General features: G+C 39.6%; 25 protein-coding genes. 3 read left to right on the forward strand and 22 right to left on the reverse strand.

The window, feature by feature from the left end; all coding sequences use genetic code 11:
• Positions 1–25: 25 nt before the first annotated feature.
• The 8 genes from HWQ47_RS13400 to ccoN all read right to left on the reverse strand — a co-directional run bounded on the left by HWQ47_RS13400 (position 26) and on the right by ccoN (position 7,169).
• Complete coding sequence (locus tag HWQ47_RS13400) at positions 26–718, reverse strand: sulfite exporter TauE/SafE family protein (protein ID WP_269971600.1); 693 nt, start codon at positions 716–718, stop codon at positions 26–28.
• On the reverse strand, positions 715–909 hold the full coding sequence (gene ccoS, locus HWQ47_RS13405; protein WP_269971601.1) for a cbb3-type cytochrome oxidase assembly protein CcoS: 195 nt from the start codon (positions 907–909) through the stop codon (positions 715–717). Before ccoS ends, HWQ47_RS13400 begins: the two co-directional genes overlap by 4 nt.
• Positions 906–3,284: a heavy metal translocating P-type ATPase gene (locus HWQ47_RS13410; protein ID WP_269971602.1), complete on the reverse strand. Its 2,379-nt coding sequence runs from the start codon at positions 3,282–3,284 to the stop codon at positions 906–908. The genes ccoS and HWQ47_RS13410 overlap by 4 nt, the downstream gene beginning before the upstream one ends.
• Before the next feature lie 71 nt (positions 3,285–3,355).
• The gene (locus tag HWQ47_RS13415; RefSeq protein WP_269971603.1) at positions 3,356–3,835 is read right to left on the reverse strand and encodes a FixH family protein; all 480 of its coding nucleotides are present in this window, start codon (positions 3,833–3,835) and stop codon (positions 3,356–3,358) included.
• A 110-nt stretch (positions 3,836–3,945) separates the two neighbouring features.
• On the reverse strand, positions 3,946–4,914 hold the full coding sequence (gene ccoP, locus HWQ47_RS13420; protein ID WP_269971744.1) for a cytochrome-c oxidase, cbb3-type subunit III: 969 nt from the start codon (positions 4,912–4,914) through the stop codon (positions 3,946–3,948).
• Between the two features lie 8 nt (positions 4,915–4,922).
• Positions 4,923–5,090: a cbb3-type cytochrome oxidase subunit 3 gene (locus HWQ47_RS13425; RefSeq protein WP_269971604.1), complete on the reverse strand. Its 168-nt coding sequence runs from the start codon at positions 5,088–5,090 to the stop codon at positions 4,923–4,925.
• A gap of 15 nt (positions 5,091–5,105) precedes the next feature.
• Positions 5,106–5,732 (reverse strand): cytochrome-c oxidase, cbb3-type subunit II, encoded by a 627-nt coding sequence (gene ccoO, locus HWQ47_RS13430; RefSeq protein ID WP_269971605.1) that lies wholly within the window; start codon positions 5,730–5,732, stop codon positions 5,106–5,108.
• 12 nt (positions 5,733–5,744) lie between these two features.
• Complete coding sequence (gene ccoN / locus HWQ47_RS13435) at positions 5,745–7,169, reverse strand: cytochrome-c oxidase, cbb3-type subunit I (protein ID WP_269971606.1); 1,425 nt, start codon at positions 7,167–7,169, stop codon at positions 5,745–5,747.
• Between the two features lie 259 nt (positions 7,170–7,428).
• Between ccoN and HWQ47_RS13440 the strand changes: the two genes are divergently transcribed.
• Entirely contained in the window at positions 7,429–7,893 is a 465-nt protein-coding gene (locus tag HWQ47_RS13440) for a hypothetical protein (protein WP_269971607.1), read from the forward strand.
• 372 nt (positions 7,894–8,265) lie between these two features.
• Here HWQ47_RS13440 and HWQ47_RS13445 read toward each other — a convergent pair whose 3' ends face one another.
• Complete coding sequence (locus HWQ47_RS13445) at positions 8,266–9,831, reverse strand: response regulator (RefSeq protein WP_269971608.1); 1,566 nt, start codon at positions 9,829–9,831, stop codon at positions 8,266–8,268.
• 663 nt (positions 9,832–10,494) lie between these two features.
• On the opposite strand from HWQ47_RS13445, the gene HWQ47_RS13455 reads away from it, so the two are divergent.
• Complete coding sequence (locus HWQ47_RS13455) at positions 10,495–11,787, forward strand: tyrosine-type recombinase/integrase (protein ID WP_269971610.1); 1,293 nt, start codon at positions 10,495–10,497, stop codon at positions 11,785–11,787.
• A gap of 1,090 nt (positions 11,788–12,877) precedes the next feature.
• Here HWQ47_RS13455 and HWQ47_RS13460 read toward each other — a convergent pair.
• The 10 genes from HWQ47_RS13460 to HWQ47_RS13505 form a co-directional block, all read right to left on the reverse strand.
• Complete coding sequence (locus tag HWQ47_RS13460; RefSeq protein WP_269971611.1) at positions 12,878–13,078, reverse strand: hypothetical protein; 201 nt, start codon at positions 13,076–13,078, stop codon at positions 12,878–12,880.
• Complete coding sequence (locus HWQ47_RS13465) at positions 13,075–13,479, reverse strand: hypothetical protein (protein WP_269971612.1); 405 nt, start codon at positions 13,477–13,479, stop codon at positions 13,075–13,077. Before HWQ47_RS13465 ends, HWQ47_RS13460 begins: the two co-directional genes overlap by 4 nt.
• On the reverse strand, positions 13,476–14,888 hold the full coding sequence (locus tag HWQ47_RS13470) for a zonular occludens toxin domain-containing protein (protein ID WP_269971613.1): 1,413 nt from the start codon (positions 14,886–14,888) through the stop codon (positions 13,476–13,478). The genes HWQ47_RS13465 and HWQ47_RS13470 overlap by 4 nt, the downstream gene beginning before the upstream one ends.
• 1 nt (position 14,889) lies before the next feature.
• The gene (locus tag HWQ47_RS13475) at positions 14,890–15,234 is read right to left on the reverse strand and encodes a hypothetical protein (protein ID WP_269971614.1); all 345 of its coding nucleotides are present in this window, start codon (positions 15,232–15,234) and stop codon (positions 14,890–14,892) included.
• A 2-nt stretch (positions 15,235–15,236) separates the two neighbouring features.
• Entirely contained in the window at positions 15,237–15,458 is a 222-nt protein-coding gene (locus HWQ47_RS13480) for a hypothetical protein (RefSeq protein ID WP_269971615.1), read from the reverse strand.
• Complete coding sequence (locus HWQ47_RS13485) at positions 15,455–16,348, reverse strand: hypothetical protein (RefSeq protein ID WP_269971616.1); 894 nt, start codon at positions 16,346–16,348, stop codon at positions 15,455–15,457. Before HWQ47_RS13485 ends, HWQ47_RS13480 begins: the two co-directional genes overlap by 4 nt.
• Positions 16,349–16,645: 297 nt before the next feature.
• Positions 16,646–16,873: a hypothetical protein gene (locus tag HWQ47_RS13490; RefSeq protein ID WP_269971617.1), complete on the reverse strand. Its 228-nt coding sequence runs from the start codon at positions 16,871–16,873 to the stop codon at positions 16,646–16,648.
• A 242-nt stretch (positions 16,874–17,115) separates the two neighbouring features.
• Positions 17,116–17,337, reverse strand: a complete 222-nt coding sequence (locus tag HWQ47_RS13495; RefSeq protein WP_269971618.1) for a hypothetical protein — start codon at positions 17,335–17,337, stop codon at positions 17,116–17,118.
• A 7-nt stretch (positions 17,338–17,344) separates the two neighbouring features.
• Entirely contained in the window at positions 17,345–17,731 is a 387-nt protein-coding gene (locus HWQ47_RS13500; RefSeq protein ID WP_269971619.1) for a hypothetical protein, read from the reverse strand.
• Between the two features lie 3 nt (positions 17,732–17,734).
• Positions 17,735–19,336: a phage/plasmid replication protein, II/X family gene (locus tag HWQ47_RS13505; protein WP_269971620.1), complete on the reverse strand. Its 1,602-nt coding sequence runs from the start codon at positions 19,334–19,336 to the stop codon at positions 17,735–17,737.
• A 107-nt stretch (positions 19,337–19,443) separates the two neighbouring features.
• On the opposite strand from HWQ47_RS13505, the gene HWQ47_RS13510 reads away from it, so the two are divergent.
• Positions 19,444–19,626: a hypothetical protein gene (locus HWQ47_RS13510; protein WP_269971621.1), complete on the forward strand. Its 183-nt coding sequence runs from the start codon at positions 19,444–19,446 to the stop codon at positions 19,624–19,626.
• Positions 19,627–20,801: 1,175 nt separating this feature from the next.
• On the opposite strand, the gene HWQ47_RS13515 is transcribed toward HWQ47_RS13510, so the two are convergent.
• The 3 genes from HWQ47_RS13515 to HWQ47_RS13525 are packed head-to-tail and all read right to left on the reverse strand — an operon-like array spanning position 20,802 to position 22,812.
• Positions 20,802–21,002, reverse strand: coding sequence for a hypothetical protein (locus tag HWQ47_RS13515; RefSeq protein WP_269971611.1), 201 nt, complete (start codon positions 21,000–21,002; stop codon positions 20,802–20,804).
• Positions 20,999–21,403 (reverse strand): hypothetical protein, encoded by a 405-nt coding sequence (locus tag HWQ47_RS13520; protein WP_269971612.1) that lies wholly within the window; start codon positions 21,401–21,403, stop codon positions 20,999–21,001. Before HWQ47_RS13520 ends, HWQ47_RS13515 begins: the two co-directional genes overlap by 4 nt.
• Positions 21,400–22,812 carry a zonular occludens toxin domain-containing protein gene (locus HWQ47_RS13525; protein WP_269971613.1) on the reverse strand — a complete coding sequence of 471 codons (1,413 nt, stop codon included), beginning with the start codon at positions 22,810–22,812 and terminating at the stop codon, positions 21,400–21,402. Before HWQ47_RS13525 ends, HWQ47_RS13520 begins: the two co-directional genes overlap by 4 nt.

Genomic DNA, 22,812 nt, shown 5'->3' on the forward strand with positions numbered 1-22,812 from the left:
TGTTAAACTAATTTAATATGCTGAGCTAGTTAAGCTGTGCAATTGCGATGTATAAAGTGTGTGATCCAAATAAGATCAGTATTAAGCCACTGAACAATCTTATCGCTTTAGTCTGAGTCCACTGACTTAACATATTCGCCGCAACACCCGCACTCAATAGTGCCGGTAATGTGCCTAAACCAAATGCCATCATAATAAAAGCACCTTGCTGGGCTGAATTTGCCGCCACCGCCCATGTTAAGGTGCTGTAAACTAGACCGCATGGAAGCCAGCCCCACAACATACCGCCAATAAATGCATTTTTCATCGTCTTTATGGGCAACACTCGACTGGCGAAGGGGGACAAAAATCGCCACAATAATTTCCCTAAGCGTTCAATCTGCACTACTCCAGACCAAATTTGTGCGATATATAGACCTGTCACGATCATCATCACACCAGCAAAAGCCCTTAATGCCAGCAGGTATAAATCAATATTGAATAGTGAGCCTAATGCACTCGCTGAGCCTCCTACAAAAGCCCCAGCCAAGCTATAACTTAAAATTCGGCCCAAATTATAGGTAATCAAAAATGTCAATTTAGTCGATAAAAGGCTTTGCCCATCTTTCGAGGGAAGTTGAGCTGAAAAAGCACCTATTAGTCCACCACACATGCCTATGCAGTGACCAGCCCCCATCAAACCTACTAAAAATGCCCCCGTGATACTGTAATCAATCAAGATGACTTTGACTCACTGTCAGCTGTGGAATTTGGAGCCTTAGGTTTTGATTCATCCTCATCAAAGAGAATAGAGACACTTTGCCTATCAAGATCGTCAAATTGTTCCGATTTTACAGCCCAAAAAAAGATACCAATGGCAATGGCCACAAATAGCATCGCGATCGGAATTAATACATAAATAATACTCATAAACGTACCCTTAAAAGTCTCAGACTATTGGCGACAACAATGAGTGAACTGACTGACATACCTAATGCCGCAATGTAAGGTAGTACGTGGCCTGTCACCGCCAAAGGGATTATAAACAGGTTATATCCGAGCGCCCAATACAAATTTTGTTTTATTATCTTATCGGTCAATTTTGCTACATGTACCGCATCATTAAAGCGTGATAATTGGTCACCGAGTAAAATAAGATCAGCACTGTTTTTCGTGATGGCTGAACCACTCCCCATTGCGACCGATAGGTTAGCCCCTGCAAGTACTGGTGCATCATTAATTCCATCACCAAACATAGCAACTGAGTGTTTTCTTTGTAATGATTGAACCAAACTTAGTTTGTCTTGTGGTTTAAGCCCCTTATAGACATCGGTTATTGCGACTCGACGCGCAATCTCATCAACGTGGGTGGAACTGTCACCGCTGGCAATGCTGACCATACAGCCATTTTGTTTAAGAACTTTTATCGTGTCGACAGCATCTTCTCTAATGGCATCAACCAGGGTGAATTTAGCCTGGATTTTTCTATTTTTCACTAAATAAACCGACAAGGTCAGGTCGTTCTCGACACCAACAAATTCGGCACTGCCAATCCTGTATTCTGTGCCATCAATTAAGCCCATCAAGCCAGCACCGACTATGCTTTGCTGCTCACTGACGTGTATAGAGTGATCTCGATAACGATCGAAAGCTTTCGCGATTGGATGTAATGACGCACTCTCCAAAGCCGCAGCAATTGATAACACCTGCGCTCTATCGGCATCATTGAAAAGAGTCACGTGATCGATAGTAAGAGTGCCACAGGTGAGGGTGCCAGTTTTGTCAAACACCACATGTTCAATCTTAGTTAACTTTTCGAATACACCGGGCTTGCGTACAATAACCCCAATGCCTGTAAAGATGCCTGTCGCACAGGTAACCGCTGTAGGTGTCGCCAACGCTAATGCGCAAGGGCAGGTAGCAACCAAGACCGCTAACGTGACCCAGAATGCATCTTCAGGCCAATAGATACGCCAGACTATGTAGGTCATGAGCGCAATCACTAGAATGGTCCAAGTGAAGTAGTTAGAAATCGTATCAACATACAGGGCCACTTTGGGCTTATTGTTCGAAGCAGCTTCCTGTAAGCGAATGATTTCAGCAACAAGTTGATCTTGACCAATCGCTGTAACTTCAACCTTAATGGGATGATCTACATTGATTGTTCCAGCATACACCTCTTGAGTCATCGACTTCATCACTGGCATCTGCTCACCGGTGAGCATGGCTTCATTAATACAGGTGTATCCCTCAATAATCACGCCATCGGCAGCAACCACCTCACCAGGTTTAACTAAGATGACGTCACCGACTTTAAGAACTTTTGCAGGTACTTCTTGGTTACCTGTTGGCACGACAAGCTGTGCGATAACGGGCACCAGTTTATGTAAATTGCTTGAACTAACAGAAGCTTTTTGTCTGGCATTTTGCTCAAAATAACGACCAAGTAAGAGAAAGAAAGTAAACATACTTACGGATTCGTAATACACTTCACCGGTACCATTTACCGTCGCAATACAGCTTGCAATATAAGCGCCCAATATGGCTATGGAGACTGAAACATCCATATTTAACCGGCCACTGAACATGGAACGAATCGCGCTAAAATAAAATGGTTGGGCAGAGTAGAAGACAACAGGAGCCGCAAAAATCATGCTCACCCAGCGGAAGTAATCACGGTATTCGACTTCGAGATCGGAAAAATAGTCGGCATAAAGGGCAAGGGCAAACATCATCACCTGCATGGTGGCAAAGCCTGCGAGGCCCAATCTAAGCAAAAATTTACGACTATTGTCTTTACTCAGTTTTTCTTGTTCATCAACTTGGTAGGGAGCTGCTTGATAACCAATTTGACTAATCTGACTAAGGATATCACTCAGCTTAATCTTACTTGCAACCCAACTAACCTGAGCACGCTCCGTGGTCGTATTGACACATATCGACGTGATACCCGTCACATATTTAAGTTTATGCTCAATTAACCAAGCACATGCGGCGCAAGTGATCCCATCGATAGATAAAGATACCGATGAAATATCACTCTTTTTATAAACAAAATCTTGTTGAATTTCAGCAAGATCAAATGCAGAAAATGAGCTTAACTCATCGGGCACTAGGGCAGTTTGTTTGTTGCCCATTTCGGTGCGAAATTTATAATAGCTGCTTAACCCAGCATTGATAATGGCCTGAGAAACAGCTTGGCAGCCTGGGCAACACATGAGCTCATAGCTATTATTAATGCATGTCGTAAATTGAGACCCAGTTAACACGGGTTCACCACAATGGAAACAATCACAGTGCTTCATAGTTAATCTAGTTTAACCTGTATGCTTTAGCGCTTGAACAGAGCGGGCTAGGCCCGCCCTAAAAGAAATAACTAATTTAACCAGTATTCGGTGTCATCGGCTATTTGCAGGCGTTTCTGAATGCGCCAACTTTGATCATAGCCTTCGAGTCTGACTTCCCAAGCACCTGTGATGGGGTTAGAAAGTGCAATACGATAGGCTTTGTCACCATCAGCTGTCACCACTTGCTTAAAATCACGACTTTCGATAGTGGGGTGAAAGAATTCAACATTTAATGCAGCAATATAATTCTCACCACCATGTTGAATTATCGTTAATTGATTGTCATCGACCTGAAGTTCAAACTGCATACCAAGTTGCTTGGCATGCTTGATCTTCCTAAGATCCTGGTTTATTCGTTTACCATCTTTATAATAATCTTCTGACACAAGTGCATCTTTATTGTCAATAGCGAGATAGAGTAGATTGACACTCGCCACAACAGCACATAAAGGCAAGATAATTAGGAACCAAGGCCAGAACTGCTTATACCAGGCTTGAGGTTGTTTCATGTTAAATACCTATGATAAAAATTGCGACTATATTAACTGCAAAAGTGTGATTTAGCACCCTAAAAAAAAGGCCTCGATGAGATCGAGGCCTTCTTGTAACTTAGATGTAACTACTTGTTTGACAAGCTATAAACATAAGCTGTGATTACGTGAACTTTCTCTTCACCTAATACGTCTTTCCAAGCTGGCATAACCCCACTACGACCATTTTGAATTGATAGTTCAATAGCACCACGGCTACCACCATACAGCCAAATGTTGTTAGTCAAGTTAGGGGCACCCATAAACTTATTACCGGTAGCGTCCATACCGTGACAAGCAAAACAGCCTTTCATAAATGAAGCTTGGCCTTGAGCGGCAAGGGCTTCATCATGATCTCGACCCGCTAATTTAGTCACATACTCTGCTAGGCCTTTGATTTCACTATCTTCAATTGGCAAACCACCTTTTGGTGGCATCATACCATGGCGACCATTCATGATACTGGTTTTAATCGTGGCAAGCTCACCACCATATAACCAGTCACTGTCGGTTAGGTTAGGGAAGCCTTTACTCCCACGCGCATCACTACCATGACACTGAGAGCAGTTATGTAAGAACAGACGTCCACCCACTTTTAAGGCTTCTTCATTCTTAACTAACTCTTCAAGCGGGGTTTCAGCATAAGCCTTGAAGATAGGACCAAATTTTTCATTGGCACGTTTAACTTCTTGGTCATACTGAACCCAGCGGCCTTCTTTGTTAGCAAGTTCAATTGCAGCTTCAGAATCAGCTTTAATACCATTTACAGTCCCTATACTTTGGTTAGAACTCGACCAGCCTAAAAGACCTTTGTAGTTCCCTAAACCAGGGTAAAGTGCTAAATAAATAACACCGAAAACAATCGTTAGGTAGAACATATAACTCCACCACTTAGGTAGCGGGTTATTAAGTTCTTCAATGCCGTCAAAGCTATGACCCATAGATTCGCCTTCTTTAACACCTGTGGTGTTTTTAGAAACGAGTCTTAAAAGGATGAAACACCCTGCAATTACCACGATAGTGAGTACGGTAACCCATATACTCCAAAAGTTAGTCATCACTGCCATCACTTATTTTCTCCTGATCCCTTGCTAAGTTCATCTTCTGAAAAAACAAGGTTAGCCGCTTCGTCAAATTGCTCCTTACGACGAGAGCTGTAAGCCCATGCAAATATACCGACGAAAGTTAACATCACGACTATCGTAATAATGCCTTGTATTGTTCCGTAATCCATATAATTGCCTCCTAATTATTTCAGTGCATGTCCTAGGGACTGCAGATAGGCGATGAGTGCTTGCATTTCAGTTTTACCTTCGACTGCTTTCTGTGCACCCGCAATCTCTGCATCGGTGTAAAGGTCTTGACCTTTATTTCCACCTTTATGAAGATTGCGTAGAATGTCCATTTTTTGACCCGTTAACTTGCCATCAAGTTTGTTCTCAGCCAGCCAAGGGAAGCCTGGCATATTCGATTGTGGAACCACTGCTCGTGGATCTATCAAATGAACTTCGTGCCACTTATCGCTATAACGACCGCCTACACGGGCAAGATCTGGACCGGTACGTTTAGAACCCCATTGAAAAGGATGATCCCAAACAGACTCACCCGCAACAGAGTAGTGACCGTAACGTTCTGTCTCGGCACGTAAAGGGCGGATCATTTGACTGTGACAGTTATAACAACCTTCACGAACATAAATGTCGCGACCTTCAGTTTGCAAGGCTGTATAGGGAATCAACCCATCAACAGGCTCAGTCGTGTCTTTTTGGAAAAGCAAAGGAGTGATCTGAACTAAACCACCAAAACTAATAGCGATAACCGTTAAGATACCCAGAAGACCGATGTTTTTCTCGACTAACTCATGATTAAATTTCATCTAATCTACCCCTTATGCTTCTGCTAATGCAGGCAAAGATTCTTTAGGTGCTTTTACTGTCTTGAACACGTTATATGCCATAATTAGCATACCCGTTACGAAGAAACAGCCACCAAGGAATCGGACAAAGTAGAATGGGTACGAAGCTTCAATACTTTCAACAAAGCTGTAAGTCAACGTGCCGTCAGAGTTCACTGCACGCCACATCAGACCTTGCATCACACCAGAGATCCACATAGATACGATATACAAGACAGTGCCGATAGTTGCCAACCAGAAATGGACGTTAACTAGGTTAGTGCTGTACATACGACCGTGCCCATAAAGAACAGGAATCAAGTGGTAGAGTGAACCGATAGACACCATAGCCACCCAGCCTAATGCACCTGAATGTACATGACCGATAGTCCAGTCAGTGTAATGTGATAGGGCATTTACTGTTTTGATAGCCATCATTGGGCCTTCGAAGGTAGACATACCGTAGAAAGACAATGAAACAACGAGAAAACGTAAAACAGGATCGGTTCTTAGCTTATGCCAAGCGCCAGAAAGGGTCATGATACCGTTAATCATACCGCCCCAAGAAGGCGCAAATAAAATTAGAGACATCACCATACCAAGTGACTGAGTCCAATCAGGAAGTGCAGTATAATGAAGATGATGAGGACCAGCCCAAATATACAAAGCAATCAATGCCCAGAAGTGAACAATAGAAAGACGGTACGAGTAAACGGGACGACCCGCTTGCTTAGGAACAAAGTAGTACATCATACCCAAGAAGCCAGCGGTAAGCAGGAAGCCTACTGCGTTATGTCCGTACCACCACTGTACCATTGCATCAACTGCACCAGCATATAGAGAGTAAGACTTCCATAAGCTAACAGGTACAGCCATAGAGTTAACTATGTGCAATACAGCAACTGTGATGATGAAGGCGCCAAAGAACCAGTTCGCGACATAAATATGGGATGTAGTTCGCTTAACGATAGTTCCGAAGAAAACGATTGCGTAACATACCCAAACTAAGGTAATTGCGATATCAATTGGCCATTCTAATTCTGCATACTCTTTACCACTGGTAATACCTAGGGGAAGAGTAATAACGGCTGATAGAATGATGGCTTGCCAACCCCAGAAGGTAAATGCGGCCAATTTTGGTGCAAATAACTTGGTTTGACAGGTACGTTGAACGATATAGTAGGATGTTGCAAAAAGGGCTGAAGTACCAAACGCGAAAATCACGGCATTAGTATGCAGAGGTCTAAGACGACTGTATGTTAACCATGGAGTATCGAAGTTTAGTTGTGGCCAGATTAACTGAGCCGCGATCAATACACCAACTGACATACCAATAATTCCCCACAAAACTGTAGTGAGGGCAAATTGGCGAACAACGGTGTAATTGTAATCAGCGCCTTGAGGCTGGGAATGGTTCATTTTATTGCTTCCACTGCTTATTACTTATACTTGTGGGTAAACTAAAAACTTTACCCATGAAAAGGACATAAATTTATATTCCCTACGGAATACATTGGGGTATGTCAATGTGTTACCTTGCAAATATGTGATATTAACAAGGTAAACTAATGATACTTGAGCTATGTCAAAAAAGATAGGAATTGTAACCTTTCAAAAGTTGATCTAGATCAAACTACTCATTAGAATGTAAATGCTTTACCACTAAAGGTTAATATTTGTGCTACCTGTTAATGCAATGTCTCAATTAAGGCTCTTCTTTCTACTGTTTATGCTAATATTCACCTCAGCATGCACACCAGAAAAACACACAAATACCTCACTAATAATACAAGATGATACACTTTGCCAATTCAAACTAGGCGTTTGTGTTAAAAATGTTGCTAGTGTGGAACTGGCGTTGTTAATAACTCCTTTTGATTCTCCCAGCGAAAAGCCGTTAACTGTAAGCCTTACCAGCTCTAAAGAGATTGAGGATCTAAAAGTACGAATAGAGGGCAGGGATATGTTTATGGGGGTTATCCCTGTTAATTTGAGCAAAGTAGGTGAAAATATATATAAAGGATCGCTGATGTACGGTTCTTGCAGTAGTAGTTATATGGTATGGCGAGTATTTGTTAGTTTTACCCTGCAGGGGGAGAAAAAAGTCGTTCTCTACGACTTTTTAGCAGATAACAACATCTAGTGGTGTAATACCAATTACATTAATTATGTAATTAATTCAGAAGCGCTTAGGTTTTTCAATTTAAGGCGCATTGATGAAAGCGTAATGACTCCTTTGTAAGTCAGTGCAAAGTAGAAGTCGAATGCTTGAGGGTCTCCCGCAGGGCGAGTTTCAAAGCTCTAGATACTGCGTTGAATGATTTAAATATACGACAACATGGTCTATTTTGTTCCAAACAAAATGAGACATTTCCTCCCACCATGGAGGTCAGATGTGATGCATCTCGAGTCAGGAACAAATTCCGAGGAGTAATATATTAACCCCATTGCCTTCAGCGCTTGAATTCCCACTGAATCCTGCATTTCCAAGAAACTTGGTTATGTACCTAAACACTTAATCATGAAGTTGCTCTTTAAGTAAATTAAAGACTTCAATATTCTCTATAAACAGTTCCAACAAGACTGGATCGAAGTGCATACTCGATCCCTCTCTCATTGTTTTCAATACTTCCTCTAGTGGCCACGCTGGCTTGTAACATCGAGCATGAGAGAGTGCATCGAAAACATCGGCAATAGCAACGATTCTTGCAAACACATGAATATCTTCTCCTTTTAGACCAGAAGGATAACCGGAACCATCAAATTTTTCATGATGTTGTAGGGCGATAATACTAGCAGCTTTCAAAATTGGCCGTTCTGATTTGGCTAATATTTGATGCCCGATTTGAGGATGTTGACGCATAATTTCCCACTCTTCAGCATCTAACTTACCTGGCTTCAATAATATGGCATCTGGTGTCGCAATTTTGCCTATATCATGCATAGGTGAAGCATGCTTGATAAGCTCTGCTTGTTGCCTTTCAAGACCAGCAATCAATGCGAGTTTATAACAATAGGCAGACATACGTTTAACATGATTTGCAGCTTCTTTTGAACGACTCTCTACTACATCACCTAAACGTAAAATTAACTCTGACTGTGTATCCTCCAATTCCTTATTGAGTAGAAGGTTTTCAAAAGCCACCCCTACATTAATGGCGAAAATATCAATCAATTTCTTATCCAGATCATCAATACTGTTAATTCCATCCATGAACATGATGTTGACCCAGCCACTTTTAGCTGGAAAATAGCCAACGAAACAATTCTTCTCATAGATACAACTTTTATCTTTTAATGCCTGTAATATTTTTTGTTTGATATGGGTTGGAATAGACTTGCTATGTTGACAAGAATATTGGCCCGTTCCTGCAAGTATATGCACCTCGCCTGCATTTATCTTCTCGCTCATTGCATCCACTGAATTACATGAGAGTAGTAAAGTTTCACTGTCAAAATTTAGCAAGGTGGCGACTTGAGTTAATAAACCATCGGCAAAATTATGTAACGTTCGCAATTCAAAAAGACCAGAAGTAGCTTGTACGACTCTTTCCAGGCCCTTTCGATGTCTAATTTGGGTCTCTTTAGCCTCTTCGATAAGCATAATGTCACGATAGGAACGCAATGCGGAGTAAACACTAGTCACAAGTTTTCTCGAATCAAGCTCAGCTTTGGCTTTGTAATCATTAATGTCATAGTTAACGATAACATCCTCTTCAGGTGCTTGCCCTGGTTGGCCAGTACGTAAGATTAACCGTATTGCTTTGTTAGCATTATCTTCCCTAATCCATCTAACTAACTCTAATCCCGCGTGATCGCTTTCCATTACAACATCCACAAAGGCCATTGCGATATTAGTCTCTTTTAGTAAGATTTGTTTCGCTTCTTCACCGCTATAGGCGTTAATGAACTCTAATGCGCGGTTATCCAATTTAAACCTTGATAGTGCAAGCTTAGTGACGGTATGAACATCGGGTTCATCGTCAACGATAAGAATCTTCCATGCAGGCCCGGAGCTAACCTGTGGTACCTTTTTTTTACCTGAAAAGAGTGGGCTCTTCTTTGCTATATCGATCAGCATTAGACAACCTCAACTATGTTAGAAAGTTTTATCCCTGTCCATTAGTGTAGAACAACGTAAAGAACAGTGGAAAATAGTAGAATAAAAATGAACCTATTTATTGTAGGTATTTCACTACATCCAAATGGTAATAATTCTCATTTGCGCGTATTATTAAATTAACGTTTTTTACTTCAAGGTCAAATCATGCGAACTTCCCAAGTTAATCTTTCAATATCAGCAGATAAGCTCGCCAAGTTGATTCAAGCAGGTGATATATGTGCTGCTGATTTTCGCTGTCTTGATTCTGATTCTAAACAGATCGTATGGCAGTTATGCCTACTGTGCTGTAGCCAACGAGTAGGGTGCTTAAAGCCCTGTTCTCAAAGCTGTTCACAATCAATTAATTTCTCTAGCAAGCCAGACTCAATAACAAGTATTGAACAAGTTGACGAAATAACAAGTTCTGTTAACAAAATCACAAACATAATTTGACTCAGTAGCTTTTATATTAAGAGTCGATAGGGATGTTTAACACTTAGCTCAATTTCAAATATTGGTTTAATTTATATAGGCTAAAAACCATGACAAACCTTAATTATCACTGTTAAGATCAAAGGCTTAGTTAATTGATTTTACTAGAAACATCATAACTTGTGTTTCCAGCCTTTATATAGAGTGCTTATGCAAATGCCCCCCATTTTACCTTTATTTGAATCTGCGATGCATATACAAGAAGGTAATAGCTTTATAAATCAATATATTACTCAAGTCAGCATCAATCAAGTTACCGACGCAGGCTTGCTATATGAACATGCTACTGAACTTCTCTATGAGCAGAAGAATAACGAGAATAGCTACAAGGCATACAGAAGCGAACTAACAACGTTCTTTCATTGGTGTTTTGATGTTGTAAAGCTTTCGCCTGCGATGCTGACAAGGCGAGAGATGTCTCGTTATCTCGATTACTGCCAGAATCCACCAATCGACTTGATCGGTTACTTTAATGTGGCACAATTTAAACTCGACAAGACCATGGGGATAAGAGCACCAAATCATGCATGGCGACCTTTTGTTGGTAAAAAGCTATTAGGCAAAGAACAGGTATACACACTCAGTGAAAATGCGCTAAAGACTAAAGTTGCTATTCTTTCCTCTTTTTATAGCTATTTAATGAGTGAAGATTTCTGCGAACGAAATCCAGCTCAAGCCTGGATGAATCACAGTCGATTTTCCTCTAAGAAAAAATACCAGATTAAAGCCGAAGAGGGCAGTATGCTCTCTTTTAGTGAGCTGCAATGGTCATACATTATCTCCACTGTTGAGAAACTTGCCAAGGAGGTTCCAGAATTGCATCAAAGGAGTTTGTTCTTAATCAAACTCGTCTATTTCTGTTACCTGAGAATATCTGAAGTAGGAGCAAGGGCAGGTTACACACCCGTGATGGAACAGTTTAGACAGAATAGTCAAACTGGGATCTGGAGTTTCTACATTCCATATAGTAAAGGTGGCAAGCACCGTTCGGTAGCTATCTCTAAAGCACTTCTAGCTGGGTTAGTTGAGTACCGCCGTTTCCTTAAGTTGCCCGATTATCCGGTAGCAGGGGAGAATCACCCATTGTTTATTCGTCATAGGGCCGCAGGAAGAGGCAGAGAAGTCGGCAACCTAAATGCGAACTTAGGGATACGTCAAATCAGAGAGGAAGTGGACAACATCATCGAAAATGCAGCTATTTGCATCGAAAATGACGGGTTAATTGAAGATGCGAATCAGATGCGCAAGCTTACTGCACATAATATCCGACACACAGGGATCACCCATGATATCAATATCAACGGTCGGCCATTGTCACATGTTCAAGCTGATGCAGGGCACGAGAGTATAGATACAACATCACTCTATTTGCATACCTCGCAGATAGAGCGTCATCAAAGTGCACAGAATAAACCCCTTAATCATCTGCAAGGTATCGAATAGTGATATCCAGATAACAAGATCTGGCGGAGTTTTAAAGGCTCATCAGTTAATGCCGATAAGTGTCATTATCGGCAATTGAGATAAATTTGTAATCGAACCGCACTTTCTAGAATAAGCTCAACATGATATTACTAAAAACTAACCAGCCTAACTACATAACAGCTATAGATTTGAATAGGCTCAAGTTAATAACTAGCAAAAGGCTCCAAATAGATCCACGGTTAAATGGACATTTTTTCACACTGTCAAATAATAGCTCTAATTAACTTCAAACCAATATATTATTCAAAGCAATACTAGACTATAAGCTGAACCATGATCTCAACATAGTCATTCCACTAAATAATGGTCATAAATGGCAAGAAATTAGAAGGCTAAACAATTATGGCAAACTTAACGCTTCGCTACGTGCGTACTTTCAAACTCCCAAGGCCATTAGCCATTAGATTTCACGTAGTGCACTCAAAAAAGCCACTGGCTTAAACTACAGATGGACAACTGTCTGATGTCACTGAGGCTATAATTGTTATACAAGATTCTAATCTACACCGTAAAAATCAAAGCCAAAGCGGTTGCTAAAGGAATCAACAGCACATAAGAAATACAGCTATGAAAATCCAGCTAGAAACGAGACTGAACTGAATAAGATAAGCGTGAAAGACTAACTTGTTTTAGCGTCATGACAGCTGAGTTCGTAATAGCAATTGTCAGCTTTTACATAGACATTTGATAACAGTGTGTTTTCTACATAGCTAAAGAGTTAAACAGAAACATCTCCTCATCTTACTCTCGTAACAGTATTATGGCCTCGAAGCCTATTTAACATAATATACATTGTGCGCACTGTTTGAAATGTGTGGTTATGTCAATCCGAAGGCTTCTTTTTCTTGCGAAACCTCAAATATTCACCAGATGTAAAGCCAACCATAAAAATTGCAATCACTGTAACAATATCAATAATAATATCCATAGAACCGCCTAGAACTAGACATAACAACCTTTATGAATACTAGTTGATAGATATAATTATGGAAAATCTAGACATAATCACCATTGTGCGCACTGTTTGAAATGTATGGTTCTGAGCGGTTCAAATAGCCTTAGCTAAGCGTCCAGTTATGCGACTTCGAGCCATTTCAGGATAATGGTTCTTGTTAGCCCTGCAAAACTCAGCAACGGCTGTTAACTCAACTTTTACCTCCTCTGGTATCCATAGCGTCACCTTTACAAAACCTTGCGCTTTGAGCTTGTTTTCATAGACAGCGTTTTTACTCAGTTTCTTATCATTCATAGAGTCACCAGTGACCTAGCCTTAAAATCAACATCTGACCTAACCGCACAATTAACTAATTGCCATTCACCAGCATCATAAAAAACAGCTAGCAGCTTACAAGCTGAATCAATAGGAAAAGTATCATACTGATTAAACAATTCAGCATCGTATGGATTTTCTACCCAGAGACCAGAATCCGAAAGATACATTCCATCAAACTCAACTAAAAACCCCTTAAAGAAACCATTAACTAAAAACTTTTTAGCCCTAATCCTTCGTGTAAAAAATAATACCAACCCACATAAGGCATCATAAAGAAGCAAACCCAAAAAAACAGCAGTAAAAACCCACGCCGCACCTAAAGCAATAATTCCATCAAGAACCATAATAAAATCAGCATTACTTAATTGTTCATTCATTGTGTAACCTCTTTTTTGTCAGAAAAAATATCAAAGCTAGGCAGTGAGTCACTCACTAGAACCTCACTCGATTCAACGCTTGTTACTGGCTCTACAGGCGGACATAACACCAACTGACTAGCACTACCCAAAGTGACATTGACAATACAGTCATCAATCACAAAGAACGTGTAGCCAAGTTGGTCCAGTGCAGCACTAGAAATATATTTAGAGTGTTTTTTACTATCAAATCGAAAAAGATAATCTGTCACTTCACCACCAAACGCATAGGTTTTATTCACCGCTGAAATGTAAACCGCAATAGAATTGTCAAAATTAGGAAAATGTCGAGTAAACGGATTTACAGGATGAATACCGACACTATTAGCTTGAAGATAACCATCACCAATAACCACGCTAGGATTATTTTGAATGCTCGTTTTATCAGTCTCTGATAAACCAAATCGCAAAACATCATCACTGGCCTGAGCGGTTTGTACTTGTTCATTTCCCTTTGGAGCTGCAACAGCAACAGCTTCAGGCGAGCTAAAATATAAACCATAAAGCGTAACTCCTATATAAACCAAAGCACCAATAGCAATGACAAAAGCCAAAATAAGTTTGGGTTGTTTTAACATCGTTAAATCAGCAAGAGACGCATTAAAGCTCCCCGTTCCTGTTGATTTGTACAGAGCAAAAACCTCGAGTGGAATTTTTACAGATGTCACACTTGCATAATCAGACTTTGACGGTTTTGCAGATGTAACGGTAGGCAAATGCGAAAAAATACGCGGTCGTCTTTTTCTGAAAAACGAATCAGTAGAACGATGGGCATAAGCAGTTTGAGCGCAACCCTTTAAACCAGAATCAATAGAGGTGTAATCTGGAGTTAATAAAACAATATCCCACTGATATTTTCTATGACGCATAAAAGCACCATAAAAATTATCAGGATAAAGTAATCTGTTATTCGTATCTAATTGAGTCGCACCTGAATCATCAGTGTCACCCTCATCAAACTTTGACGGATCTTGTATTTGCCAACGAGAATAAAAATACTCTGAAAAATCGGCAGGTAAATCAGGTAAAAAAGAATCTACACCTTTATAAATAGTCTTCTCCATCTTAAAGCCAACACTTTTGCTAAAAATATCCTGACACTCATCAATAACAACTAGAGCGCCGATAGGCATCCAGTTGAACCAATTTTGCCAAAGTACTAGCCCTTTTGACGAACGACTAAATATACGAATTAAACGCGCAGAACTAGGAAACGTTATGCCTAAAAGCTTTTCAATCGATTCTAAAGATTTAAGCCCTTCAATATTAGAGACAACTAACCGCCCTGCTTTTAAAGCTGGAATTATTTCAAACCACACACCATAAGCCGTTTTATATGAACCATTACCACCATATCGAAAAGATATCATGTCACCACCCCATAACACGTAAAACAAACGCAACACCCATTGCATCAATAACAATGCGCACCCCTGCAACAATACCTAGAGCATGAGCAGAGTATGAAATATCAGGCGGAAGCTTATTAAATACATTAGATAAAAGAGTGTACACCTCGTATTGTGAAAACAATTCAGCCGTTATTCTGTAAGCCATTTCAACCATTTGTATCTCGCCATTTATCCACAGTTTTATAGCCCACTCGTAAGCATAATCAAAAATATCAAAAATCAATGAAAATACAGACTGAAAGAAACTTAACAAGTCAGAAGCGAGGCCAATCATTACAGCAAATAACTCAGATATAAATTCCATAACTACCCTTTTCTACCACTTGTTAACACGATAAAACCCGCTGTCATAGTAGCCATAAATAAAATAACTGTTCTTATCAAAGTGATGTTTTCAGAACCTAATCTTTCAAAAAGTGAAAAGCCGACTTGTTGACTTGAATTAGCTATATTCAACGTAAATGAAATAGGAGTATAAGAGCCACCATTAAAATTAGGCGTTCCCATTTCAAAAGGCGGTTTTTTCAATAACCCTCAAGCTCAGACATTAACGATTCATTGCCTGTTTTCAATTCAGCAATAGCAGCATCAAAATAACCATCAAATAAATTATCGGATATTTCAAAATTAGGTAGCGTGCCCGTAAAACCAAGCATATCTTTTATATCCCCAAGCAAAGATTCAACCATTGATAAATCAGTACCACCATCTGGATTAGGGTCTGGGTCAGGGTCTGGATTAGGGTCTGGCTCAGGGTCAGGGTCTGGCTCAGGATCAGGGTCTGGCTCAGGATCAGGGTCTGGGTCTGGCTCAGGATCAGGGTCTATAGGAGGATCAGGGTCTGGTGGAGGTATTGGGTCAGGCGTTGGAGTAAGCGCACCACAAGGTAAGCCAGTACGCGAAACTCTTCCTGTGCACGTCATAGTTTTGTTATCACACGCACCATCTTTAATTGCAAACCTGCAAAATTGGCCAAACATTGGATTATTTGCAATAAAGTTAGTATCTAACTTATACATAGAAATATCATTAATAAGACACACTGTTCGAGGAAGCGCAGCATAACCACCTGAAACCGCAACGGCTGGAAAAGAAGTAGAAACGGTAGGTCGATTAATTCCAGAACCACCACAACCAGAAACCATTTTATATGATTCACGATAACGATATGAAAAAGGATTGCTACCACTGTAAGTAATAGTATCAGAATAAATAGTGATGTAACTTAAACCGTCACTTGATGAAGTTACACCGTATCCAGCAACTGATAAATACCGTTCATAATGTTGATTGTAATTAGGAATACCATTTAAGATTTCTATATTCCTTCTTGTTAAATCATTAACATACAAAATAGATATTTCGCTTTCGGCTAAACGTTTATAAACCTCAGAGGCTGAAGTCGAAGCAAAAGCCACTGTGCGATTAATTGTAGAACTACTCGCTCCCCGTTCTCTTACAGCACCATCAATAAAACTAATCCCATCCCGATAGTGAGGATTAAAAGACCATTATTGGCAGGAATAGAATAAAAAGCAGTAGAAGAAGATAAACAATTAAATGAAAGTAACAATAGTAAAAGTAAGAAGCGCATAATAATAAACCTAAAAAAGGCCAGTAACTGACCTTATTTATTTATGCTGATAAAACTCCCGTATACACGCCTATAAGAAGAGCAAACGTGCCAATAGAAACAATCAACACAGTAACTAACATTACCGTCTAAGCCATGCCACAATCATCGACACACCGAAACCTAATGCAGCAATAGCAATAACACCCGCGACAACCAAAGCAACCGCAACTTGACCAGCCTCGACTGCATCAGTAATGGCTTTAGTTTCCGCAGCAGTAAGCGCAAATGCAGAGGTAGACATAAGCGAAGTTGAAGCAACAGCAGAACCAATAATTAATTTATTTCTCAAACTACTAGCTTTATTCATAATAACCCTTAGAACTTCCCTAAATACTTAATAATACGACCAAGAACATGGCCAGTTACAAATGTCACCAATATATACGTATTCAAAAAACTATATATATTGGCGTCAAATTCAATCAAATCAATTAGCGAGAGCTGACTACTAACTAATTTTTCAATTTCGTCTTTATTTAACAGTAAATATTCACATGCAGCGTCAACAACTATCACACCCTCTCGAACTGCTACACATATAGACATGGTTTAATGCAAACCTGATTTAATGCAAAAGTCACTTAATGCAAGTTCAAGTTGAATACGTCTAGTCTCACACATAACCGAAGTCTTTAAACACTTATTAGAATATTCTTGGCTATATTTATTCCTTGAAGACTTAATATAAAAATTAAATTGACGTTGCCAGAATTCAATAGCTTTTTCATAATCATCAATCTTGTTTGCAATCTCAATAGATGAAGTATTCATAAGTCCCCTATCCAACTTTTGATTGTGATGATTTACTAGATTTATCTGAACCAGTACCACGCTCATGAGTAAACTCATTAGAAAATGAATCGACCGACTTAAACCCCTTAATAGCCTGAGAGAAGTTTCCTTTCTTGACGATAGAGCCTAATTGAACATCAAGATCCATTGGCAAAGTACCGCCAGCTAACATATGACCTTGTATCTCCCCCTGAATACGCTTAGATAACGTAAAATCACCATCTTCACAAAGAATTGAAATCTTAGTGACCTGCTGACCTACTTGAGTATCCTTATCAACATAATCAGTTAATATTTGTAATGACGAATACGCCATATTTGATTCGTCAATAACACCGTAACTAACATAAAAACATTGAATTCGATTAAACATAACCTACCCCTTACTAATGGTTGTTTTGTGAATATCTGAACATGTGAACCCGTTGGGGGATTCACCCTTAAACGCTTTTCTGATCCTTTCTAATTTCTGTTTTGACTCCCACAAATCGGAATTTGAAACGAGCCTAAAGTCTCCATCATCAAAGAACGCCAGAGATAAAGACTCAGATTCATTAAGGCGAACAGAGCGGCCAGCTTTAAGACCAGAGACAAATGAGGATTGAAGTCCTAATTGATCCAACTGAATTGCTAATCTACGCTCAGGTGTTAACAAGTCAGGATTTTCAAAAATGTCAGGCTCTACAAGGGCAACTAAAAACTCAGAATAAGAAAGGTTGGCGCAAGGCATTTCAGGCTCTACATAAGAGGCTGGACGCTGTTTATCAAAATCAAACTTCAACAAATGAACCAAAGGAAGCGTTTCATCTTTATGTAAGTTTTGTAATTGAAATTTACTCATTCCGACAGACATCAACATATTGCAATGACTGTAAAATGAGCTTTTACCTGTTATACCCATTGTTCTCTTCACTTTTTTGTACCCCTCAGTACATAGACGACGATAAAACCCAAAGAGACGCACAGCTTTAGCCTTTCGCAGTCTCCCCGTCTTTGTGATCGTGTCGTACTCTGTATGCAGTAATTTTTTAACTTTAGCGTCATGTATAACGGTTATTTCCTGCCCTTCAATCGCGGACAGCATATCTTTCATGGCCTCTTCCCAGATGTAGCGACAGAAAGAACCTAGCCCTTTTTCAGACTCATATGCTGAAATGAAAGAAAGGAGATCTTTAACTAAAAGTGGAATACCTAAACGCTCAAACATGCGAACACAGCAACGTGATTCAAATCTCAAGCGGTTAGTTGCAAAATTTTGTAGATCATCAGACTCAAGCTGTTCAATGACAGGATCGTAAATATTGGTACGCTCTTTTTTCTGCTTAGCCTTAAGATTCATAAGCTGATGAATTACTTCGTCTAGCTTTGAATAGATGCAAAGACTTGAAGCCCTGCCAGTATTAGAGTTTCCACGTTCACGATTAAAATAAATGGTTGTTTCGTAGTCTCCATCACGGCTTGGACGTAGATAACGATTAGAGAAGTTAGCAATTGAATCGAGAGCAGAAGCCAAACAATCACTTGTCGGGAGTTGGATACTGTAAGTTGCATCAGCGCGAAACAATACAGCTTGTTCAAAGTCCAGCATTTTGGAAAACTCAGGCAATGAGCTAGTCAAACACCTAAGAATAGTACGAACACCAAGTTCAAAACTTTCAGACCCATACACGTTATGCCCCTGAATAAGCTTAGCGGGACTGGCTTTAAGCTCGACACATGGGCAATCTCTAAACCCACCACCTTGATAGACCTTAAACGCAATGCCTGTGTAACTTGACGGGATTGAGTCCCACGGATGCATTAGATCCTGAATTTCATAAGTACCATCATCATTTCGAAGAATTGAGCGAGGAGCGACATTCAAACCAGCTTTAGCGCAATCATCCATATTTACAAATGAAACAAACTTGTCTTGGCTAAGAGTAGTCAAAACATGCTTGTCTAAAAATGGTATGCGAAGTGCTTGGAAGTCGTTCAAACTTAGAATCTCAAAATCTTAGAAAGTAAGATAATCTTAGCTCTTTAGAATCTAAGTAGCAATAAATATTATAATCTAAGAATCTAAAATTTATAGGACTTGAGATCATGCCTACAAAACATGTAGATGATGCAACTTGGCGAAAAGTTGAAAAAGAAACAGTAAAAGCAGTCGTAGCAGCTCAATCGAGCATAAGAGAGACTGAAATACTTAGATTATTAATATTAAAAGGATTGGAACACATCAAAGAAGATGACTATAAAAACTATGCGAACAGAAAAAAAAGATGAGGGCTGGTAAGACCACACTATATCTTGTGGTTTAGGGTGGTGAAAAGCGGCCTTTATGCTCATTTACATACTACATATGGTAATTGAGCAATTCCATACTTTTGGACGATAAGCCACTATTAGAGATAGTGGCTTATTTAGCGATTTTAAGCCTCGAAATTTTCCTGCTGTGCGTAAGTCTTATGCTCGCCAGAAAATTGCGAGGCTCTTACCTTGTTCTGCCTACGGCCATTAAAATCCATCTGGAAGCAATAACGATCTAAAATCAAAAGAGTGTCACTAGGGCGAAGGATCACACCGCAAAAAACGCGGAAGCTTTCAGGCGTAACGCTCCGCTACCATCAAACCTACGGTTTAATAATCCCTAAAAGCAATAGAATGGTTAAACATTTAATAGAGTTTAATGATAATCGGGTATCGAATTAATGATGATCGGGTATTTAAACGAAGAAGGAAAAGGCAAACAATATTATAGTCAAGTTAATAATGTAATAACCTAACGTTAATAATTGAAATAATGTGAAATAAAGCAAGTTGATTAGTTAAGGCTAAATTGAAAGAAATATAATAATCCATCGTCAAACACAAAGCACGCCTTTTAATAGAGTGATCGGGTATCAAATTAATGATAACCGGACATTAAAAATATAGGCATGAACCGGTTCAAAAAAGAATGCCAGGCTAACCATTAGAAAAATCTAATCGTTGACCTGGCATTAAATGGAATTGACGTAGGAACGTGAAAATTTAACGTACTAACGTGAAGAATGTGATCGGCCAGCTAAGCGTTCGCCAGCGATAAGGAATTTTAAGAGGCAGTTCGCACAATGTACGTTATGTGTAAATGACGGCTCGCCGTCCGTTCGCTGGTGCTTCGCAGTGTAGCGAACGGCAAGCATTCAACATAACGTTATTCCTATTGTGCGCACTGTTTGAAATGTGTGGTTATGTCAATCCGAAGGCTTCTTTTTCTTGCGAAACCTCAAATATTCACCAGATGTAAAGCCAACCATAAAAATTGCAATCACTGTAACAATATCAATAATAATATCCATAGAACCGCCTAGAACTAGACATAACAACCTTTATGAATACTAGTTGATAGATATAATTATGGAAAATCTAGACATAATCACCATTGTGCGCACTGTTTGAAATGTATGGTTCTGAGCGGTTCAAATAGCCTTAGCTAAGCGTCCAGTTATGCGACTTCGAGCCATTTCAGGATAATGGTTCTTGTTAGCCCTGCAAAACTCAGCAACGGCTGTTAACTCAACTTTTACCTCCTCTGGTATCCATAGCGTCACCTTTACAAAACCTTGCGCTTTGAGCTTGTTTTCATAGACAGCGTTTTTACTCAGTTTCTTATCATTCATAGAGTCACCAGTGACCTAGCCTTAAAATCAACATCTGACCTAACCGCACAATTAACTAATTGCCATTCACCAGCATCATAAAAAACAGCTAGCAGCTTACAAGCTGAATCAATAGGAAAAGTATCATACTGATTAAACAATTCAGCATCGTATGGATTTTCTACCCAGAGACCAGAATCCGAAAGATACATTCCATCAAACTCAACTAAAAACCCCTTAAAGAAACCATTAACTAAAAACTTTTTAGCCCTAATCCTTCGTGTAAAAAATAATACCAACCCACATAAGGCATCATAAAGAAGCAAACCCAAAAAAACAGCAGTAAAAACCCACGCCGCACCTAAAGCAATAATTCCATCAAGAACCATAATAAAATCAGCATTACTTAATTGTTCATTCATTGTGTAACCTCTTTTTTGTCAGAAAAAATATCAAAGCTAGGCAGTGAGTCACTCACTAGAACCTCACTCGATTCAACGCTTGTTACTGGCTCTACAGGCGGACATAACACCAACTGACTAGCACTACCCAAAGTGACATTGACAATACAGTCATCAATCACAAAGAACGTGTAGCCAAGTTGGTCCAGTGCAGCACTAGAAATATATTTAGAGTGTTTTTTACTATCAAATCGAAAAAGATAATCTGTCACTTCACCACCAAACGCATAGGTTTTATTCACCGCTGAAATGTAAACCGCAATAGAATTGTCAAAATTAGGAAAATGTCGAGTAAACGGATTTACAGGATGAATACCGACACTATTAGCTTGAAGATAACCATCACCAATAACCACGCTAGGATTATTTTGAATGCTCGTTTTATCAGTCTCTGATAAACCAAATCGCAAAACATCATCACTGGCCTGAGCGGTTTGTACTTGTTCATTTCCCTTTGGAGCTGCAACAGCAACAGCTTCAGGCGAGCTAAAATATAAACCATAAAGCGTAACTCCTATATAAACCAAAGCACCAATAGCAATGACAAAAGCCAAAATAAGTTTGGGTTGTTTTAACATCGTTAAATCAGCAAGAGACGCATTAAAGCTCCCCGTTCCTGTTGATTTGTACAGAGCAAAAACCTCGAGTGGAATTTTTACAGATGTCACACTTGCATAATCAGACTTTGACGGTTTTGCAGATGTAACGGTAGGCAAATGCGAAAAAATACGCGGTCGTCTTTTTCTGAAAAACGAATCAGTAGAACGATGGGCATAAGCAGTTTGAGCGCAACCCTTTAAACCAGAATCAATAGAGGTGTAATCTGGAGTTAATAAAACAATATCCCACTGATATTTTCTATGACGCATAAAAGCACCATAAAAATTATCAGGATAAAGTAATCTGTTATTCGTATCTAATTGAGTCGCACCTGAATCATCAGTGTCACCCTCATCAAACTTTGACGGATCTTGTATTTGCCAACGAGAATAAAAATACTCTGAAAAATCGGCAGGTAAATCAGGTAAAAAAGAATCTACACCTTTATAAATAGTCTTCTCCATCTTAAAGCCAACACTTTTGCTAAAAATATCCTGACACTCATCAATAACAACTAGAGCGCCGATAGGCATCCAGTTGAACCAATTTTGCCAAAGTACTAGCCCTTTTGACGAACGACTAAATATACGAATTAAACGCGCAGAACTAGGAAACGTTATGCCTAAAAGCTTTTCAATCGATTCTAAAGATTTAAGCCCTTCAATATTAGAGACAACTAACCGCCCTGCTTTTAAAGCTGGAATTATTTCAAACCACACACCATAAGCCGTTTTATATGAACCATTACCACCATATCGAAAAGATATCAT

It is taken from the genome of Shewanella sp. MTB7 (assembly GCF_027571385.1).
In the GTDB taxonomy this organism is placed as follows: domain Bacteria; phylum Pseudomonadota; class Gammaproteobacteria; order Enterobacterales; family Shewanellaceae; genus Shewanella.

Excerpts from the sequence above, each read along its gene's own strand:
- ccoS (WP_269971601.1), bottom strand. The coding sequence starts at position 909 with ATGAGTATTATTTATGTATTAATTCCGATCGCGATGCTATTTGTGGCC.
- HWQ47_RS13410 (WP_269971602.1), bottom strand. The coding sequence starts at position 3,284 with ATGAAGCACTGTGATTGTTTCCATTGTGGTGAACCCGTGTTAACTGGG.
- HWQ47_RS13415 (WP_269971603.1), bottom strand. The coding sequence starts at position 3,835 with ATGAAACAACCTCAAGCCTGGTATAAGCAGTTCTGGCCTTGGTTCCTA.
- ccoP (WP_269971744.1), bottom strand. The coding sequence starts at position 4,914 with ATGACTAACTTTTGGAGTATATGGGTTACCGTACTCACTATCGTGGTA.
- HWQ47_RS13425 (WP_269971604.1), bottom strand. The coding sequence starts at position 5,090 with ATGGATTACGGAACAATACAAGGCATTATTACGATAGTCGTGATGTTA.
- ccoO (WP_269971605.1), bottom strand. The coding sequence starts at position 5,732 with ATGAAATTTAATCATGAGTTAGTCGAGAAAAACATCGGTCTTCTGGGT.
- ccoN (WP_269971606.1), bottom strand. The coding sequence starts at position 7,169 with ATGAACCATTCCCAGCCTCAAGGCGCTGATTACAATTACACCGTTGTT.
- HWQ47_RS13445 (WP_269971608.1), bottom strand. The coding sequence starts at position 9,831 with ATGCTGATCGATATAGCAAAGAAGAGCCCACTCTTTTCAGGTAAAAAA.
- HWQ47_RS13455 (WP_269971610.1), top strand. The coding sequence starts at position 10,495 with ATGCAAATGCCCCCCATTTTACCTTTATTTGAATCTGCGATGCATATA.
- HWQ47_RS13460 (WP_269971611.1), bottom strand. The coding sequence starts at position 13,078 with ATGAATGATAAGAAACTGAGTAAAAACGCTGTCTATGAAAACAAGCTC.
- HWQ47_RS13465 (WP_269971612.1), bottom strand. The coding sequence starts at position 13,479 with ATGAATGAACAATTAAGTAATGCTGATTTTATTATGGTTCTTGATGGA.
- HWQ47_RS13470 (WP_269971613.1), bottom strand. The coding sequence starts at position 14,888 with ATGATATCTTTTCGATATGGTGGTAATGGTTCATATAAAACGGCTTAT.
- HWQ47_RS13475 (WP_269971614.1), bottom strand. The coding sequence starts at position 15,234 with ATGGAATTTATATCTGAGTTATTTGCTGTAATGATTGGCCTCGCTTCT.
- HWQ47_RS13490 (WP_269971617.1), bottom strand. The coding sequence starts at position 16,873 with ATGAATAAAGCTAGTAGTTTGAGAAATAAATTAATTATTGGTTCTGCT.
- HWQ47_RS13495 (WP_269971618.1), bottom strand. The coding sequence starts at position 17,337 with ATGAATACTTCATCTATTGAGATTGCAAACAAGATTGATGATTATGAA.
- HWQ47_RS13500 (WP_269971619.1), bottom strand. The coding sequence starts at position 17,731 with ATGTTTAATCGAATTCAATGTTTTTATGTTAGTTACGGTGTTATTGAC.
- HWQ47_RS13510 (WP_269971621.1), top strand. The coding sequence starts at position 19,444 with ATGCCTACAAAACATGTAGATGATGCAACTTGGCGAAAAGTTGAAAAA.
- HWQ47_RS13515 (WP_269971611.1), bottom strand. The coding sequence starts at position 21,002 with ATGAATGATAAGAAACTGAGTAAAAACGCTGTCTATGAAAACAAGCTC.
- HWQ47_RS13520 (WP_269971612.1), bottom strand. The coding sequence starts at position 21,403 with ATGAATGAACAATTAAGTAATGCTGATTTTATTATGGTTCTTGATGGA.
- HWQ47_RS13525 (WP_269971613.1), bottom strand. The coding sequence starts at position 22,812 with ATGATATCTTTTCGATATGGTGGTAATGGTTCATATAAAACGGCTTAT.